The 17,632-nt window shown below is 61.4% G+C and carries 15 protein-coding genes; 12 read left to right on the top strand and 3 right to left on the bottom strand.

Translation table 11 applies throughout. The annotated features are described in order from the left end of the window. Positions 1–98: 98 nt before the first annotated feature. Together clpS and clpA are read left to right on the top strand one after the other, a co-directional pair. Positions 99–455, top strand: coding sequence for an ATP-dependent Clp protease adapter ClpS (clpS, locus tag J2W49_RS02705; RefSeq protein ID WP_310311353.1), 357 nt, complete (start codon positions 99–101; stop codon positions 453–455). 90 nt (positions 456–545) lie between these two features. Continuing rightward, a complete protein-coding gene (gene clpA, locus J2W49_RS02710; protein WP_310311355.1) occupies positions 546–2,882 on the top strand; it encodes an ATP-dependent Clp protease ATP-binding subunit ClpA in 2,337 nt (778 codons plus the stop codon). A gap of 69 nt (positions 2,883–2,951) precedes the next feature. On the opposite strand, the gene J2W49_RS02715 is transcribed toward clpA, so the two are convergent. Further along, positions 2,952–3,449, bottom strand: coding sequence for a DUF1499 domain-containing protein (locus J2W49_RS02715; RefSeq protein WP_310311357.1), 498 nt, complete (start codon positions 3,447–3,449; stop codon positions 2,952–2,954). Continuing rightward, entirely contained in the window at positions 3,446–4,999 is a 1,554-nt protein-coding gene (locus tag J2W49_RS02720; RefSeq protein ID WP_310311359.1) for a helicase HerA-like domain-containing protein, read from the bottom strand. The genes J2W49_RS02715 and J2W49_RS02720 overlap by 4 nt, the downstream gene beginning before the upstream one ends. Positions 5,000–5,101: 102 nt before the next feature. On the opposite strand from J2W49_RS02720, the gene J2W49_RS02725 reads away from it, so the two are divergent. The 9 genes from J2W49_RS02725 (at position 5,102) to J2W49_RS02765 (ending at position 14,107) form a co-directional block, all read left to right on the top strand. Next, complete coding sequence (locus tag J2W49_RS02725; RefSeq protein ID WP_310311361.1) at positions 5,102–5,821, top strand: YebC/PmpR family DNA-binding transcriptional regulator; 720 nt, start codon at positions 5,102–5,104, stop codon at positions 5,819–5,821. A 145-nt stretch (positions 5,822–5,966) separates the two neighbouring features. Then, positions 5,967–7,241 (top strand): phosphoribosylamine--glycine ligase, encoded by a 1,275-nt coding sequence (gene purD, locus J2W49_RS02730; protein WP_310311363.1) that lies wholly within the window; start codon positions 5,967–5,969, stop codon positions 7,239–7,241. A 157-nt stretch (positions 7,242–7,398) separates the two neighbouring features. Beyond that, positions 7,399–8,313 (top strand): oxygen-dependent coproporphyrinogen oxidase, encoded by a 915-nt coding sequence (hemF, locus tag J2W49_RS02735; RefSeq protein WP_310311364.1) that lies wholly within the window; start codon positions 7,399–7,401, stop codon positions 8,311–8,313. Beyond that, the gene (gene nadD / locus J2W49_RS02740) at positions 8,313–8,957 is read left to right on the top strand and encodes a nicotinate (nicotinamide) nucleotide adenylyltransferase (RefSeq protein WP_310311365.1); all 645 of its coding nucleotides are present in this window, start codon (positions 8,313–8,315) and stop codon (positions 8,955–8,957) included. The genes hemF and nadD overlap by 1 nt, the downstream gene beginning before the upstream one ends. Then, on the top strand, positions 8,954–9,742 hold the full coding sequence (rsfS, locus tag J2W49_RS02745; protein ID WP_310311367.1) for a ribosome silencing factor: 789 nt from the start codon (positions 8,954–8,956) through the stop codon (positions 9,740–9,742). The genes nadD and rsfS overlap by 4 nt, the downstream gene beginning before the upstream one ends. After that, a complete protein-coding gene (rlmH, locus tag J2W49_RS02750) occupies positions 9,739–10,206 on the top strand; it encodes a 23S rRNA (pseudouridine(1915)-N(3))-methyltransferase RlmH (protein ID WP_310311369.1) in 468 nt (155 codons plus the stop codon). The genes rsfS and rlmH overlap by 4 nt, the downstream gene beginning before the upstream one ends. 210 nt (positions 10,207–10,416) lie before the next feature. Then, positions 10,417–11,034 (top strand): Maf family protein, encoded by a 618-nt coding sequence (locus J2W49_RS02755; protein WP_310311371.1) that lies wholly within the window; start codon positions 10,417–10,419, stop codon positions 11,032–11,034. Positions 11,035–11,210: 176 nt separating this feature from the next. Beyond that, on the top strand, positions 11,211–12,788 hold the full coding sequence (locus J2W49_RS02760) for an Rne/Rng family ribonuclease (RefSeq protein WP_310311373.1): 1,578 nt from the start codon (positions 11,211–11,213) through the stop codon (positions 12,786–12,788). A 236-nt stretch (positions 12,789–13,024) separates the two neighbouring features. Then, a complete protein-coding gene (locus J2W49_RS02765; protein WP_310311374.1) occupies positions 13,025–14,107 on the top strand; it encodes an outer membrane beta-barrel protein in 1,083 nt (360 codons plus the stop codon). Between the two features lie 176 nt (positions 14,108–14,283). Here J2W49_RS02765 and msbA read toward each other — a convergent pair whose 3' ends face one another. Continuing rightward, positions 14,284–16,116: a lipid A export permease/ATP-binding protein MsbA gene (gene msbA, locus J2W49_RS02770; protein WP_405000971.1), complete on the bottom strand. Its 1,833-nt coding sequence runs from the start codon at positions 16,114–16,116 to the stop codon at positions 14,284–14,286. Positions 16,117–16,322: 206 nt separating this feature from the next. On the opposite strand from msbA, the gene tolB reads away from it, so the two are divergent. Next, positions 16,323–17,624, top strand: a complete 1,302-nt coding sequence (gene tolB / locus J2W49_RS02775) for a Tol-Pal system beta propeller repeat protein TolB (RefSeq protein WP_405000972.1) — start codon at positions 16,323–16,325, stop codon at positions 17,622–17,624. Positions 17,625–17,632: the final 8 nt, after the last annotated feature.

Raw genomic sequence — 17,632 nt, forward strand, 5'->3', positions numbered from 1 at the left:
TGCGCCAGACTTCACCTCGTGACTTGGCCCCAGGAAGAATCATGGTTCCTTGGCCCGGCTTTCAGTGAGGAAGTGTGTGCGCCGCTAGAATGGTTTTCATGGCCACCCAGAACCCCAAAAAACCCGAAACCCCCGTCGCGCCGCCCAGTGTGGGAAGCGACGACGCGGTGGTGCTTGAGCGCCGTACACAGCGCGCCAAGCCGCCCCAGATGTTTCAGGTGGTATTGCTCAATGACGACTTCACGCCCATGGAGTTCGTGGTACATGTCATTCAGGAATACTTTGGCAAGGACAGGGAAACAGCCACACAGATCATGCTCAAGATCCACCTGGAAGGAAAAGGCATTTGCGGGGTTTATTCTCGTGATGTGGCCAATACCAAGGTGGACCAAGTCTTGCAAGCGGCCAGAGGCGCAGGCCATCCATTGCAATGCTTGAGTGAACCTGTTGAATAAGACAGAACGTGCCCCAGATGTGAACGAACCCACCCAGTCTTTGCTCTTACCAGTTGCGATTCAGATCACCCACAGCCAAAGGACGTGTCCATGATTGCCCAAGAACTTGAAGTCAGCTTGCATATGGCCTTCGTCGAGGCCAGGCAACAGCGACACGAATTCATTACAGTCGAGCACCTGCTGCTCGCCCTGCTGGACAATCCCAGTGCGGCGGAAGTGCTCCGGGCCTGTTCGGCCAACATCGACGACCTTCGAAAGTCGTTGACCAACTTCATCAAGGACAACACCCCCCAGGTGGCCGGTTCGGACGAAGTGGATACCCAGCCCACGCTGGGCTTTCAGCGTGTGATCCAGCGCGCCATCATGCACGTGCAAAGCACCGGCAATGGCAAGAAGGAAGTCACGGGCGCCAACGTGCTCGTGGCCATCTTTGGCGAAAAGGATTCACACGCGGTGTACTACCTCCACCAGCAGGGCGTGACCCGCCTGGACGTGGTGAACTTCATCGCCCATGGCATTCGCAAGAGCGACCCGCCAGACACCGGCAAGCCCGGCGAGAGCGCCGCTGAGAACGAAGAAGCCGCCGAACCCAAGGGCAATGAGAAGGCCTCGCCGCTGGAGCAGTTCACCCAGAACCTGAACCAGCTTGCCAAGGACGGAAAGATCGACCCGCTGATCGGACGCGAATACGAAGTCGAGCGTGTGATCCAGATCCTGTGCCGCCGTCGCAAAAACAATCCACTGCTGGTGGGCGAGGCCGGTGTGGGCAAGACCGCGATTGCCGAAGGCCTGGCCTGGCGCATCACACAAGGCGATGTGCCCGAAATCCTGGCCGAATCCAGCGTGTTCTCGCTCGACATGGGTGCTTTGCTGGCGGGTACCAAGTACCGTGGCGATTTCGAGCAGCGCCTGAAAGGTGTGCTCAAGTCGCTCAAGGACAAGCCCAACGCCATCCTGTTCATTGACGAGATCCATACCCTCATCGGTGCAGGCGCTGCTTCGGGCGGTACGCTGGATGCGTCCAACCTGCTCAAGCCGGCGCTCTCCAGCGGCCAGCTCAAATGCATTGGCGCGACCACGTTCACCGAGTACCGTGGCATCTTCGAAAAAGACGCTGCGCTCAGCCGTCGCTTCCAGAAGGTGGATGTGGTGGAGCCCACGGTGGAGCAAACCGTCGACATCCTCAAGGGCCTCAAGTCCCGCTTCGAGGAGCACCACAACGTGAAGTACGCCTTGGCCGCGCTGCAGGCCGCTGCAGAGTTGAGCGCCAAGTACATCAACGACCGCCATCTGCCCGACAAGGCCATTGACGTCATTGACGAAGCCGGTGCCGCCCAGCGAATCCTGCCGGTGTCCAAGCGGAAGAAGACGATCAGCAAGACCGAGGTCGAGGAGATCGTGGCGAAGATTGCTCGCATTCCGCCCGCCAATGTGTCGAATGACGACCGCGGCAAGTTGCAAACGCTTGAGCGCGATCTGAAGAGCGTGGTCTTTGGCCAGGACAAAGCGCTGGAAGTGCTGGCGTCTTCGGTGAAGATGGCGCGTTCGGGTCTGGGCAAGAACGACAAGCCGATCGGCGCCTTCTTGTTCAGCGGTCCCACAGGTGTGGGCAAGACCGAAGCCGCGAAGCAGCTCGCCTACATCATGGGCATCGACCTGATCCGCTTTGACATGTCGGAGTACATGGAGCGCCATGCGGTGAGTCGCCTGATCGGTGCGCCTCCGGGCTATGTGGGCTTTGATCAGGGCGGGTTGCTGACCGAAGCGGTGACCAAGAAGCCGCATTGCGTGCTGTTGCTGGATGAGATCGAAAAGGCGCACCCGGACATCTTCAACGTGCTGCTGCAGGTGATGGACCACGGCACCCTGACCGACAACAACGGGCGCAAGGCCGATTTCCGCAACGTGATCGTGATCATGACGACGAACGCCGGTGCGGAGACCATGAACAAGGCCACCATCGGCTTCACGAATCCCCGTGAAGCAGGCGACGAGATGGCTGACATCAAGCGACTGTTCACACCGGAATTCCGCAACCGGCTGGACGCCATCGTGGGCTTCAAGGCGCTGGATGAGAACATCATCCTGCGAGTGGTCGACAAGTTCCTGCTTCAGCTCGAGGGCCAGCTCGCCGAGAAGAAGGTGGAAGTTGCGTTCACCGACACCTTGCGCAAGCACCTGGCCAAGAAGGGTTTCGATCCATTGATGGGTGCCCGTCCGATGCAGCGCCTGATCCAGGACACGATCCGCCGTGCGCTGGCCGACGAGTTGCTGTTTGGTCGCCTGACCGACGGTGGACGTCTGACAGTGGACTTGGAGACAGTCACCGACGAAGCCGGCAAGGAGACCCAGGAAGTCAAGCTCGACATCCAGCCTCTGCAGAAGAAGGAAGGCAAGGCAAAGCCGGAGGAAGCAACCGCCGGTTGACTTTGCCAAGCGCCAAAGAAAAAGGCCCGGTCGAACCGGGCCTTTTTTATGCTCGATTGCCAGTGGTTGTCAGGGTGCTGCGAGGTAGGCAGCGCGCAGCGCTTCCATCCGTTGGCGGTTCACACCGAAGTCCTCGCGGCCGAGGCGGCTGGCGCTGCGCAATTCAATCACACCACGCGCCGGGTTGGCCCAGAACTCCAGATCGTCCACGAACTTGAGCCAGCGCGTTTGCGCCTGTGCGTACAGGTAATCGGGCTTCCGTTCGACGACGGTGACGCCGGGCATGGCATTCAACGCGGCTTCGAGTGCCTTGAGCGAATCGGCTGAGCCACCTGGTTTGAACGGCAGCGCTTCAATGCTGGCGTCGGTGCGCTGGGGGTGTTCAGGATGCATTGCGGCCTGGCTGCTCACGCTGTTGCGGGTGAGCGACGGGGGCTTGAGCCTGCCGTCTTTCACGCCGAGATCCTGTGGCCGTTGACCGCTGAGCAAGCCGAGCTGGGCGATCGCCAGCATCAGCACGATGAAGGCCAGAAGCAGGTAGAAGGCGAACTTCGTGAACGTGTTCACTTTGATCGTTTGCCGCCCAACAGACCACCCAGGACGCCGCGCAGAATCTGTCGACCCAGTCCACTGGCCACGGTGCGCGCCGCGGTCTTGGCCATCGTCTGGACCAGTCCGTCATACTGCCCGCCGCGCGGGCCGGTGCGGCCGAACAGCGCTTCATTGACCTTGTCGCCGAGGCCACCTCCGCTGGTCCCCGGTGCCTGCTTCGTCGCGCCAGGAATGCGCGGCGTTTTGGGTGCGGCCTTGTCTTCTTGAGGCGCGGCTTCGGCGCCGCGCTGGGCCGCATGTTGGGCGAACATCTCGTAGGCGCTTTCGCGGTCCACCACCTTTTCATAGACACCTGCCACGAGGGATTCCTGGCGCAACTGCAGGCGTTGTGCTTCGGTGATGGGGCCCAGTTGGCTGCCTGGTGGCACCACGTACACGCGTTCGGTTTCGCAGGGGCGCCCCTTGGCGTCGAGCAGGCTCACCAGGGCCTCGCCCACGGCCAGCTCGGTAATGGCCGCTTCGATGTCCAGCCCGGCCTTGGGGCGCATGGTCTGCGCGGTCGACTTCACCGCTTTCTGGTCGCGCGGCGTGAAGGCACGCAAGGCATGCTGCACGCGGTTGCCCAACTGGCCGAGCACGCTGTCCGGGATGTCCAGCGGGTTCTGGGTCACGAAATACACGCCCACGCCTTTGGAGCGCACCAGTCTCACCACCAGCTCGATGCGCTCGATCAGTACCTTGGGTGCCTCGTTGAACAGCAGGTGGGCCTCATCAAAGAAGAAGACCAGCTTGGGTTTGTCGGGGTCGCCGATCTCGGGCAGGGTCTCGAACAGTTCGGACAGCATCCACAGCAGGAAGGTGGCGTACAGGCGCGGCGCATTCATGAGCTTGTCGGCCGCCAGGATGTTGATCACGCCCTTGCCATCCACGGTCTGCATGAAATCGCTGATGTCGAGCATGGGCTCGCCGAAGAACCGGTCGCCGCCTTGCTGCTCCACCTGCATCAACCCACGCTGGATGGCCCCGATGCTGGCCGCGCTGATGTTGCCGTACTCGGTGGTGAACTGCTTGGCGTTGTCGCCGATGTGCTGCAGCATGGCGCGCAGGTCTTTCATGTCCAGGAGGAGCAGACCGTTGTCGTCCGCGATCTTGAACACCAGGTTGAGCACGCCAGACTGCGTGTCATTGAGATTGAGCATGCGGGCCAGCAGCAGTGGCCCCATGTCGCTGATGGTGGCGCGCACGGGGTGACCCAGTTCGCCGAACACGTCCCACAGCGTAGTGGGGCAGGCCTGGGAAGGGGGCAGGGCGATGCCGCGGTCCTGCAGCACTTTGCTGATCTTCTCGCCAAAACTGCCCCTTTGGCTGATGCCGGAAAGGTCGCCCTTGACGTCTGCCATGAAGACCGGGACACCAATGTTGGAAAACTGTTCGGCCAGGGTTTGCAGCGTGACGGTCTTGCCGGTGCCGGTGGCGCCGGTGATCAGGCCGTGTCGGTTGGCCAGCCCGGGCAGCAATTGGCAGGTGGTGTGGGCGTTCTGGGCGATCAGCATCGGTTCGGCCATGGCGGAATCTTCCTATCTGGGCGTTGTTCGGGGCAGGACGGGTGAAATCGTAAAATTGCGGTCTTATTAGATCAAAGCCAGCACGGGCAGAAGGACAATTTCGTGGCCGGACACAGCAAATGGGCAAATATTCAGCACCGCAAGGGTCGTCAGGACGAGAAGCGGGGCAAGATCTGGACGCGTGTCATCCGTGAGATCACCGTGGCCGCGCGCCAGGGTGGCGGTGACCCGGCCATGAATCCGCGGCTGCGTCTGGCGATCGACAAGGCGAAGGCCGCCAACATGCCGGCTGACCGCATCAAGTACAACGTGGACAAGGCGTCTGGCAACCTGGAAGGCCAGGCGCTGGAAGAGATCCGGTACGAAGGCTATGGCATTGGCGGCGCGGCCGTGATCGTGGACACCATGACCGACAACCGCGTGCGCACGGTGGCCGAGGTGCGACATGCCTTCAGCAAGCACGGCGGCAACCTGGGCACCGACGGCTCGGTGTCGTTCCAGTTCAAGCACTGCGGCCAGCTGGTTTTTGCGCCGGGTACCTCTGAAGACAAGGTGATGGAGGTTGCCCTGGAGGCGGGAGCCGAGGATGTGATCAGCGATGACGATGGCGCCATCGAGGTACTGACCGCACCGACCGAATTCGAGACAGTCAAGCTCGCCCTGGAGGCTGCTGGACTGAATCCAGACGTGGCTGAGGTCACCATGCGTCCGGAGAACACCGTCGCGCTGGAGGGTGACGATGCCGTGCGCATGCAGAAACTGCTGGATGTGCTTGAAGACCTGGACGATGTGCAGGAAGTCTTTCACAACGCTGAGTTGTGACCCACCCCTGCGCCGCGCTTCGCGCGTCACCCCCTCAAGGGGGCAACGCGATGCGGCCCGGCAAAGCCGGTTCCGCCGCGTTCTGGGCTGGGACATCGTGCTTCGGCAAACTGCCTGAGTCAGGCTTGGATTTTTGGAGAATGGTTTGAAAGTATTGGTGATTGGTGGCGGTGGCCGCGAGCATGCCCTGGCCTGGAAACTCAAGCACGACGAAGGCGTGAGTCAGGTGTTTGTAGCACCCGGCAACGCCGGCACGGCACGTGACCCTGATCTGACCAACCTCGATATTTCTGACAGGGTGGCGCTGCGGGAATGGGCGCAAGCCGAAGGCGTGGCGCTGACCGTGGTGGGACCCGAAGCGCCCCTGGCTGCTGGCGTGGTGGACGAGTTCCGTGCGCACGGCCTGGCGATCTTTGGCCCCACAAAGGCCGCTGCCCAACTGGAAAGTTCCAAGGCCTTCTCCAAGGCGTTCATGCAGCGCCATGGCATTCCGACTGCAAAGTACCAGGCTTTCACCGATCCAGCATTGGCCCACGCCTACGTGGATGCCGAAGGTGCGCCCATTGTCGTCAAGGCCGATGGGCTGGCGGCCGGCAAGGGGGTGGTGGTGGCCATGACGGTGGCCGAGGCGCACGAGGCCATTGACTTCATGCTGCTGGACAACAAGCTGGGCGTCGCACATAACGCAGGCGGTGCGCGCGTGGTCATCGAAGAATTTCTCGAAGGCGAAGAAGCCAGCTTCATCGTGATGTGCGACGGAGAGCACGCGCTGGCCATGGCCACCAGCCAGGACCACAAACGGTTGCTGGACGCTGATCAGGGCCCCAACACCGGCGGCATGGGTGCGTACTCGCCGGCCCCGGTGGTCACGCCAGTGGTGCACGAGCGGGCCATGAACGAAGTCATTCTTCCGACCCTGCGCGGCATGGCATCTGACGGCATTCCCTACACCGGTTTCCTCTATGCGGGTCTGATGATCGCAGCCGATGGCAGCGTGAAGACGCTGGAATTCAACTGCCGCATGGGGGACCCGGAGACGCAGCCCATCATGATGCGACTGAAGAGCGACCTGTCACCGGTCCTGTTGGCAGCGACCCGCGGCGAGCTGGATCGGGTGGCGTTGGAATGGGATTCGCGCGTCGCGCTCGGCGTGGTGCTGGCAGCGGCTGGCTATCCTTTGAACCCGCGCAAGGGAGACACGATCATCGGACTCCCCGGTGATGCGGCTGAAACCATGGTCTTTCATGCTGGTACGAGTGCGAGCGGTGAAGCTGTGTCGGTCTCGGGTGGTCGGGTGCTGTGCGTCACCGCGCTGGGTGAGTCCGTGGCCGAAGCGCAACGCAAGGCGTATGGTGTGGTGGACGGTATCCACTTTGATGGCATGCAGTGCCGCCGCGACATTGGCTTCAGGGCACTTTGAAAACCCGTGATGCCGTCACCCTGGCCGTACACAGGTTTGAGTGGTTCTTGGCGTTTTTGCGGCATTGCGAGCGGACTGTGTGCGGCCATGCAGGCGCGCTGCATCATTTGTTATCCCGTATGTGTATGTATAAGACCCAGGAGACGGCTTCGTCATCATGAGCAAACAGACCCAAAACGTGAGGGACTATCTGACGGACCTCCAGGAACGCATCACTTCCACGGTGGCTCTGGTGGATGGGGGGCGGTTTCTGGTGGATCGCTGGAAAAAGCAGCCCGGTGACGCCCTGCAAGGCAATGGCAACACCCAGATTCTTGAGGGGGGTCAGGTGTTCGAGCGCGCCGGGTGCGGGTTCTCTCATGTGAGCGGACCCCGTCTGCCGCCATCTGCCACCCAGCATCGGCCAGAGCTGTCAGGCGCGCCTTTCGAGGCCATGGGGGTTTCGCTGGTTTTTCACCCTCGAAATCCATACGTGCCCACGGTCCACATGAACGTTCGGATGATTTCTGCGACACCGGAGGGCGGTGAGCCGGTGTGCTGGTTCGGTGGTGGCATGGACCTCACGCCCTATTACGGGTTTGAAGAAGACGCCATTCACTTTCACGCCACGTGCAAGAACGCGTTGGACCCGTTCGGCGTCGACAAATACCCTCGCTTCAAGGCCTGGTGCGACGAGTATTTCTACCTCAAGCACCGCGACGAACAGCGCGGCATCGGTGGTGTGTTCTTCGATGATTTTTCAGAACTGGGGTTTGATGGCAGCTTGGCCATGATGACCTCGGTTGGCGATGCCTTTCTGGATGCCTATCTGCCCATCGTGGACCGGCGCAAGAATGAGCCCTACGGCGAGCGTGAACGCAGTTTCCAGCTCTACCGTCGGGGGCGGTACGTTGAATTCAACCTGGTCTGGGACCGCGGCACCCATTTTGGTTTGCAGTCAGGCGGGAGAAGCGAATCCATTCTTTTGTCGATGCCGCCACTGGTGAGCTGGGCCTACAACCGGGTGACCAAAAAAGGCACACCCGAAGACCGCTTGTACAAGTCATTTCTCGTGCGCCGGGAGTGGGTCTGATGCCTGCCCCTCCAACAGTCAAGCGTGTCGGCATGTTTGGCGGCGCTTTCGACCCGCCGCATTGGGCACACTGCGAACTGGCCAAAACCGCGCTGGACCAGTTGGCGCTCGACGTGCTGCACATCCTGCCGACGGGACACGCCTGGCACAAGACCCGGGTACTGTCCTCGCCGGAACACCGCATGGCCATGTGCCGGCTGGCGTTTTCAGACCTGGAGCGCGTCCGTCTGGACGATCGCGAAATACACCGGCAAGGTCCCAGCTACACAGCCGACACCCTGCATGAACTGCGTGGCGAATACCCGGGTGCGGAGTTGTTTCTGGTGCTGGGCGCTGACCAACTGCTGGCGTTCAGGAGCTGGGTTCGTTGGCAGGAGGTGCTCGATCTCGCCACGCTGGCTGTTGCCAACCGAGCCACCAACATCGGGGCCGATGCACGGCTTGATCAAGCATCCGAGACCGATCTTTCCAGCGTCGACCTGCCGTTCAAGCGGCTGAGCATGCCCTTGAAAAACATCAGCGCTTCGGCGGTCAGGGCACGGGTCAGCCAGCCCAAGAGCAGGGAGGCCGCCCTGGAGGTTCTGGTGCCAGAAGCCGTCGCAAGCTATATTTCACAACATTCCCTTTACCAGACCCCTACATGACCAGCGAAACCACAGCCAAAAAAGACCTGCAACGACTCCAGCGAGCCATCATCGACGGACTGGAGGATGTCAAGGGTCAGGACATCGCGGTCTTCAACACCGAACACCTCTCCCCCTTGTTTGAACGTGTCATTGTGGCCAGTGGCACGTCCAACCGCCAGACCAAGGCGCTCGCTGCCAGTGTGCGCGACGCGGTTCGCGATGCCGGGTTCGACAAGCCGCGCATTGAAGGTGAAGAAAATGGTGAGTGGATCATCGTGGACTGCGGCGCAGCCGTGGCCCATGTGATGCAGCCGGTGATCCGGGCGTACTACCGCCTGGAAGAAATCTGGGGCGAAAAACCTGTTCGCATGAAACACGGCGCCGCCAAACCGGCAGAGGCCGAAGAGAAACCTGCAAAGCCCAGCCGCAAAAAAGCCGCAGCCCCTGCGAAAGCCGTGCCGGCGAAGACCGTGGCACGCAAGGCCGCACAATCGGCAGCCAAAGCTGCGGCCGCTCCTGCCAAAGCAGGCAAGGGCGCAGCCAAGTCTGCAACGGGCACGACGAAACGACCCGCTTCGGGTAAAGCCGCAACGTCCACATCCAAAGCCCCTGCCAAGTCCGCAGGAACGAGCGCTGCAGCCAAGACCGTTCGCACCACCAAGACGGGCACCACGGGTGCGGCCAAGCCCGCCATGCAGAAGATGGTGGTCAAGCCGCGCGCAGCCACCAAGCCAGCCGCCAAGGGTGCGGGCAAACCAGCAGCCAAGACCGCGTCCCGCGTGCCCGCCAAGAAAAAGGCATGAGGCTGTTGATCGTCGCGGTCGGGCAACGTGTGCCGGACTGGGCGCAGACCGCGTACGACGACTATGCCAAGCGATTCCCTCCCGAACTGAGGGTCGAACTCAAGGCCGTGAAAACCGAGCCCCGAGGCTCCAAGACGCTTGAGACACTTCTGGTGGCAGAGCGGGATCGCATTCAGGCTGTATTGCCCAAAGGCTGCAGGGTGGTGGTGCTGGATGAGCGTGGCACGGCGCTGACAACCATGGCGCTTGCGCAACAGCTGAAGCAATGGCAGCTCGCCAGCGATGACGTGGCCCTGGTGATTGGTGGTCCTGACGGGCTGGAACCTGCGTTCAGAGAACGTGCGCATCAGCGCATCCGCCTGTCAGACCTGACGCTTCCGCATGCCATGGTGCGCGTGCTGCTCATCGAGCAGCTCTACAGAGCCTGGTCGGTCAACGCCAATCATCCGTACCACAGAGAATGACTGTTGACCCCTACGCTCCGCCGCTGCAGTCCTTGTGCCCCCACGCTCCACCGCTTCGCGGGTCGCTGCCCCCGAGGGGGCTGATACGGCTTGGGGCGGCGGCGCCGGATCTCGTTGCCCCCATGCTCTATCGTGGCAGTTCTTGTACCCCCCCACGCTTCGCGCTGGGCGGGTCGCTGGCTGGCGCGGTAACGTCTTTTAACGCAACCTATGACCGATTTCATCTACCTGGCCTCTCAGAGCCCTCGGCGCTTGCAGCTGTTGGAGCAATGGGGGGTGCACTGCAAGCTCTTGTTGCCCGAGGCGGACGAGGACGTCGAAGCCCTGGAGGTTGTGAAAGCGGGTGAAAAGCCTGCGGCTTACGTGCAGCGTGTCACTGGTCTGAAGCTTCAAGCCGCGCTGGCGCGCATCAGACACCGCAAATTGAAGCCGGCGCCAGTGCTCTGCGCTGACACCACGGTGGCGTTGGGCGCCCGCATTCTGGGCAAGCCAGAGGGCAAGGCGGATGCGATGCGCATGCTGGCCGATTTGTCTGGGCGTCGTCACCGTGTGCTGACGGCGGTGGCTGTTGGTCGGCCCTCTTTGCGTGGGGACAAGGTCTGGTCGGCCTTGTCGACCTCGTGGGTGGAATTTGCACCGCTGACCCCGAGCCAGATTCGTCGCTATGTGGAAAGCGGCGAACCCATGGGAAAGGCGGGGGCTTATGCCATCCAGGGGCATGCCGCATTGTGGACGAGCCACATCAGCGGCAGCTATTCAGGCATCATGGGGCTGCCTGCGCACGAGACAGCGCAAGTGTTGAATGCCGCTGGCGCTCGGCTGAGATGAGACACCCCCCGCGCCGCTTCGCGTCACCCCCCTCTCTCGCCTTCGGCGGGAGGGAGGCGGCACTGGCCGTCCGGCAAAGCCGGCCCGGCGGTGCCCCTGGATGGGACCGTTTCATGCGTCGCGGGTCGCGCGCTGCGCGGTGGAGCAACTGATATGAAAAGAATTCGAGTGACCCCATGAGCCAGGACATCTTGATCAATTGGGCGCCGCAGGAGACCAGGGTCGCGGTGGTCGAGCAGGGCGCCGTGCAGGAGGTGCACCTGGAACGAACGCTTGAGCGTGGGCTGGTGGGCAACATCTATCTGGGCAAGGTGTCCCGGGTGTTGCCGGGCATGCAGTCGGCATTCATCGATATCGGTCTGGACCGGGCGGCCTTCCTGCACGTGGCAGATCTCATGCCCAACATCGCAGCGAAGCATGCGGTGCCAAGGGAACGCAGTCAGGCGACTGCCGTGCCTACAAACAGCTCGCCGGAGCAACCCGCGCAGCCCGCAGTTTTGGGCAACGGGCAAGCTGCCAAAGTGCTGACACCCAACCCCGTCTTGCCGATCGAGCGCCAGATCTTTGAAGGACAGGCGCTGATGGTGCAGGTGCTCAAGGACCCCATGGGTACCAAGGGCGCCCGGCTCACGGCCCAAATCAGCATCGCCGGGCGCCTCCTGGTTTTTTTGCCGCAGGACAGCCACATTGGCGTATCACAAAAAATCCCACCAGCCCAGCGCGACGCATTGCGCCAGCGACTGTTGCGTCTCACAGCGGTGGGTGAGGGCGGGCAGTCCGGTGGTTTCATCCTGCGGACCAATGCCGAAGACGCCAGCGATGACGAACTTGGCGAGGATATTGCGTACCTGCGCAAGACCTGGTTGCGCATCAAGGAAGCATCGACCAGGCAGCCACCGGCATCCTTGCTGCATGAAGACCTGAGCCTGATGCAGCGCGTGCTGCGTGACCTGGTCAGCGTTGACACACAGTCCATCCGCATCGATTCCAAAGAGCAGTTTGGTTTGCTGCAGACTTTTGCCAGTGAGTTCATGCCCGACACGGTGAACAAGCTGCAGCACTACAGCGGAGAGCGGCCCATCTTCGATCTGTTCAACATCGATGAAGACATCGTTCGCGCACTCAGCCGACGTGTGGAGCTGAAGTCGGGTGGGTATCTGGTCATCGACCAGACCGAGGCGCTCACGACCGTCGATGTGAACACGGGTGGCTTTGTCGGGGCCCGCAATTTTGACGACACGGTGTTTCGCACCAATCTGGAGGCCGCGCAAACCATTGCCCGACAGCTGCGGTTGCGTAACCTGGGCGGCATCGTGATCGTGGATTTCATCGACATGGTTCGAGAAGACCACAAGGAAGCTGTGCTCACCGAGTTTCGTAAACAACTCGCGCGCGACAGAGTCAAGACCATGATCGGCGGCTTCTCACAACTGGGTCTGGTTGAGATGACGCGCAAGCGCACGCGCGAGTCGTTGGCCCACGTGATGAGTGAATCCTGTGCGGCCTGTAGTGGAAAAGGAACGGTCAAAACGGCTCGAAGCATTTGTTACGACATCCTGCGGGAAATTCTTCGTGAGGCCCGCGCTTTCAATCCCCGTGAGTTTCGGGTGGTGGCCTCACCACAGGTGATAGAGCTCTTTCTGGACGAGGAGAGTCAGCACCTGGCCGGTCTTTCGGACTTCATTGGGAAACCCATTTCCTTGCAAAGTGAAGGCTCAATGACCCAGGAGCAGTACGACATCGTGTTGCTCTGAGTTCAGGCAGTGCTTTCCGAATCGCCAAACGGCAGACACGCGTATCACAGTTGCTGTTTCTGAATGTGAGCACTGTTGCCTACAGGGGATCGGTGCCGGAAACCTGCACGTCGCGTCCCACTGGATGTCGATAATGGAAATTCCTCGCACTCCTTGGCGCGCAGCCTTTCTGCTGAAATCTCCGGGAGGCGAATCTCCTCTTGTGCCTTTTCAACACCTTCATTCACCAAGACCTTATGAACTACAAAAACGCCACTTTCGTTCTCTCTGCCTTGGGTGCGGCCACGTTGTCGCTGAGCGTGCATGCAGGCATGGTCACAGACGCCAACGGCAACGTGGGCTATGACACCGCTGCCGAATGCGACATGGCAGTGCAATCGGGCACGGCGCGTTTCTATCAGCCCACCACCAGAATGCGTCCGCAGCGCCGCCAGGGTGAGGTCAGTGTGCGCACGGCGCAGCTTGCCGACCTCGGACCTCAGTATGCACAGGGGGCCTGCGACCTGGGTGTGGGCCGCAAGGACGGGCGCAATGGCGTGTCGAAGACTCTGCAGGGCAAATACGTGCCTTTCAGCCCCACGATGCCGGTCAACCTTTACCTCAACAAGGATGGCGCACCTGTGCGGGCCAGCATGGGGCAATGCGACAACCGATTCTCGGATGTGCAACCCCGACCGGTTGCAGTCGCCGCACCGGCGCCGGCGCCTGTGGCCGCTGCACCAGCACCCGCCCCCGCTCCTGCGGTCGCTGCGCCCGCTCCGGCGCTGGCGCCCGCTCCCGCACCAGTGGTTGCAGCACCTGCACCTGCAGCGAAGGGGATGACTCCCTATGTGTTCGGCACGCTGGGTATGGTCAACGACAGCACGATCTACCACGCACCCGTGCCAACGAACAGCGTTGGTGCCACCGATCGGCAGATGGGTGGCCAGATCGGCGCCGGTCTGCAGTTCAATGACCTGCTGGGCGCGGAAGTCTTCTACCAGGGCGGCAAGAGCCATGAGTACCCGTTGGCGAACGGTGTGGACACGGCCGGTATCGCGCTGAAGGCGCTTGGAGCCCGCCTGACGCTCGGCGGCAACGTCACCGAGAAGCTGCGCCTGTTCGGCAAGCTTGGTGCTGCCCGTGTCACCCATGACAGTTTCACGGGTGGCGATGAGTCCAAGACCCGCGGTCTGATTGGCTTCGGTGCGGCCTACCTGCTCAATGACAATCTCTCGTTGCGCTTCGACGCGGACCACTATCCCCGCATGAGCCCCAGCAGCAATCCACGCTGGGGCAACATCGACTACTTCGGTGTCGGCCTTCAGTACAGCTTCTGACGATCCATCCTGTCTGTTCTGTGAAGCAAAAAAGGGCTCCTGCGGAGCCCTTTTTTTGCCTGGCCGCCCCACCAGGGTGTCATCGATGCCCTTGCTCTTTCATGCGCCAGAGAGCCGCGCAGCTGTGGCATGCGCAGTCTGGGCTTTCTGAGATCCGGGCGGTGTGGTCGCTGCCGTCAAGCTGCACTTTGGCTTGTCTGCTCGGAGCCGTCTTCTGTTGTCTTGAATCCCTGGGCGTGCAGGCGCGCGTAGAGCCCGTCCGCGGCAATCAGTTCGGCATGTGAACCCTGCTCGCTGATCTGTCCGTCAGCCAGCACCACAACGCGGTCGGCGTGCTCAATCGTGGACAGACGGTGCGCGACCACCAGCGTGGTTCGTCCCTTCATGAGGCGGGACAGTGCCTCCTGAACCAGACGCTCGGATTCGTTGTCCAGCGCCGAGGTGGCTTCATCCAGAATCAGAACAGGCGCGTTCTTGTAGATGGCCCGGGCAATGGCCAGACGCTGGCGTTGTCCACCAGACAGCTCGGCTGCGTTGTGCCCGACCTTGCTGTGAATGCCTTGCGGCAACTGATGAATCAGGTCGAGCAAGTTGGCCGAAGTCAGGGCGCTCAACACGCTGGCCTCATCGAGTGAGCCGGGGTCGTCACCCAGGGCCACATTGGCGGCCAGCGTGTCATTGAGCATCACCACGTCCTGGCTGACCAGGGCAAATTGCCGCCGCAGGGAGCGCAGGTCCCATTCACCCAGCGGCACCTCATCGAGACAGATTTCACCCTCAGTTGCATCCACAAAACGTGGCAACAGATTCACCAGGGTGGATTTTCCAGAGCCCGATGGCCCGACCAGGGCCAGGACTTCACCGGGCGCAATGGTCAGGTTGATGCCCTTCAGCGCAGCGCGTCCCGCGTGCGCCTCGCCGTCGGTCGCGGCTCGCGACGGGTAGCGCACCCAGACATTGCGCAGCGAGAGACTGCCTTGCGCATGGTCAACCGCATGGCCGCCGCCCACTTGATCGGGCGTGCTTTCGATGAGGTCGAGTCCTCGCTCCAATGCTGCCAGGCCTCGGGTGATGGGTCCTGCAATTTCGGCCAGGTGGCGAATGGGAGCCACCAGCATCAACATGGCGGTCACGAACGCCACAAAATTGCCAACCGTCACGCCGCTGCTGCTGCTTTGCCACAAGGCAACCGCAATCACGGCCGAGAGCGCTGCCGACGCCAGCAATTGCGTCAACGGGGTCATCGCAGCCTGCGCAATGGTGGACTTCAATGCCAGACGCCTCAAGGCTGTGCTCAAGGCATTGAAGCGTGCGGTCTGACTGCCCTGTGCGCCGTGCAGACGCACCACACGGTGCGCCAGTGCGTTTTCTTCGACGACGTAAGCCAGTTCGTCCGTGGCTTGCTGGCTGGAGCGGGTCAGTCGATACAGTCGACGGGACAGCACCCGCATGATCATCACCAGCCCTGGAAAGATCAGCAGCACGATCAAGGTGAGCTTCCAGTTCAGGTACATGAGATAGCCCATGAGTGCCATCATCGTCAGGCTGTCTTTGGCGAGACTGAGCAGTGCATTGACCAACATCGTCGATCCGGTCTGTACCTCGTACACCAGTGTGTTGGACAATTTGCTTGCACTTTGCTGCGAGAACAGCTCCATCCGCGCGACATTGAGCTTGGCGAACATGGCGCGCCGCAGATTCAGAAGCCCGAGACTGGCCGTGTGAGACAACGCGTACTGCGCAAGGAACCCTGCCAGACCTCGGATACCAAACAGACCCATCAGGGCCACGGGCACCATCCAGAGGGCAATGTTCCCCTCTGCGAATCCCCGATCCAGCAGTGTCTTGAGCAGTGCAGGAATGAGCGGCTCGGTGAGTGCGCCCACCACCGAACAGATGGCCGCCAGCACGATACCGGCTTTTGCCGACTGAAAATACGGCCAGAAACGTAACAGCCGTTGGGCAATCGACCTCTGCGGTAGAGGTTTTGGGTGAGGTGATTCGGTCAAGTCCGTAGCGGCCTGAAAAGAGGTGAGGCGGGAATGAATGCCGGGATGCAAGATCGTAAGGCGTGCCAGGGAGCGACATCGCCATTCGAGCACATCTTGTCACGGGTGCAGGGGATCGATCCGGTATTATCCGCTGGAGGTTTGCGAGGGAACTCAATTTGAGTTTTTCGGCCAAAGCAACCATTCAGATATAAGGAACGCAGGATTTGAATCGAGACCATTGGCCGCTATCACGGCGACGTTTGCTTTCTCAGGCTGTTTTACTCCCCGCCGGTGCTTTGCCTCTGTCAAACGCCTTGGCGCAGTTTCGCGTCGAAGTGACGGGTGTGGGCATGACCCAGATTCCGTTCTCTGCTGCTGGCTTTCGGGGAAATGCACAGGTCGGTCAGGACATGGCGGCCATTGTTCGTGCCGATCTGGAGCGCAGCGGTCAGTTTCGTTTCGTGGACCCATTGCCCGGCCAATTGGACGAAACGTCACGGCCCGATCTCGCTCCCTGGCGGGCTCGAACCACGGACGCCTTGCTCACGGGCAGCGTGACGCGCCTCGCAGATGGTCGGCACGATGTCCGTTTCAGGCTTTGGGATGTGGTCAAGGCACGGGATCTGGGTGGTCTCAGCTACCCGGTGACAACACAGGACCTGCGACTGGCGGCGCATCGTATTGCGGATTACGTGTATGAGGCGCTGACGGGAGAGAAGGGCGTGTTCGCCACCCGAATCGCGTACGTTTCCAAGGCAGGCAGCCAACATATCCTCTGGGTGGCAGACGCCGATGGCGAGAACGCACGCGCGGCCCTGACCAGTCCTGAGCCCATCATTTCGCCCAGTTGGGCCCCTGGTGGCAGTCAATTGGCTTATGTGTCATTCGAATCCCGCAAGCCGGTGATCTACACACACGACGTGGCCACGGGACGGCGCCGGCTGTTGGCCAATTTTCGGGGCTCGAACAGTGCGCCTTCGTGGTCTCCCGATGGCAGCCAATTGGCTGCCACATTGTCCATTTCAGGCAATGCCCAGATTTATGTGATGAGCGCCAACGGCAGTGAGCCTCGCAGGTTGACCCAGTCGGGCAGCATCGACACCGAGCCCGTTTTCTCCGCAGACGGAAGCTCGTTGTTCTTTGTGAGTGATCGTGGCGGATCGCCCCAGATCTATCGCATGGGCGCACAAGGCGGGAACCCACAGCGACTGACCTTCACTGGCAACTACAACATTTCTCCCTCTCCCAGCCCGGATGGTCGTTGGCTGGCCTACATTTCGCGTGTGGGAGGGGCCTTCCGTCTGCACGTGATGGAGTTGGCCAGTGGCAATGCCACGGCACTCACCAGCACTAGCGGTGACGAGAGCCCGAGCTTTTCTCCCAACAGCCGTCTCATCATTTACGCCACCCGCGAAAATGGCCAGGAGGCGCTCATGACCACCACGGTCGACGGTCGCATCAAAACACGGCTGGCGGGTGCTCGGGGCGACATTCGAGAGCCTCAATGGGGGCCGTTTGCTCGCTGACGCCCTCG

The organism is Hydrogenophaga palleronii, from assembly GCF_031457455.1.
GTDB classification, from domain to species: domain Bacteria; phylum Pseudomonadota; class Gammaproteobacteria; order Burkholderiales; family Burkholderiaceae_C; genus Hydrogenophaga; species Hydrogenophaga palleronii_A.